Source organism: Haladaptatus sp. HS23, assembly GCF_056892285.1.
This window is the reverse complement of sequence record NZ_JBXGLH010000057.1, coordinates 1-611: the sequence shown is the minus strand read 5'-3', so window position 1 is coordinate 611 and position 611 is coordinate 1. Positions and strand designations below refer to the sequence as shown.

The following is a 611-nucleotide window of genomic DNA, read 5'->3' as shown; positions in this document are numbered from 1 at the left end:
GCGGCTCTGGTGATTCACTAGACGGCGTCGGATTCGTCCGTTAATTCGAAGGAGTTGAAGCGGGAAATCGCCGATGCTCTATGTCGAAAATCTCCCGCTTCACGAGCAAAGCGGTTCGGTTGGCTAAAAATGTTGTTGGTGAGCGAGGCGAAGTCGCTGCCCCCGAAGGGGGTGGCGGCTTCGCCGACTACGCTCTCGTATCGCTGCACTGTCTGCGGGTTTACCTCGATAAATCTTATCGAGGCAGCCTCGATTTGCTCAGCGAGATGCCGCATATTCTCGGGAAGATCGGCCTCGAAGAGGGCGATCTCCCGGACCACTCGACGTTAGTGAAGGCGTTTGATAGATTCGAGATGAAGGTCTGGCGAGTGCTGCTCCGACTCTCGTCGGAGCTGCACGACCCCTCGGGTCACGCCGCCATCGACGCCACGTTTTTCGACCGCGAAAACGCGAGCAAGCACTACTGCCGCCGGACGAATTATCGCGTTCAAACACTGAAAGCGACCGCTCTCGTCGACACAGAGACGCAGGCTATCCTTGACGTTCATTGCACGACTGAGAAACCGCACGACACACAGCTCGGCTGGCAGGTCGCCTGCCGCAACGCAGGC

The 611-nt window shown here is 58.1% G+C and carries 1 protein-coding gene; it reads left to right on the top strand.

The window, feature by feature from the left end:
* Positions 1-80 precede the first annotated feature (80 nt).
* On the top strand, positions 81-611 hold a 531-nt coding region (locus tag AC1XDK_RS30790; RefSeq protein WP_483353833.1), incomplete at its 3' end, for an IS5 family transposase.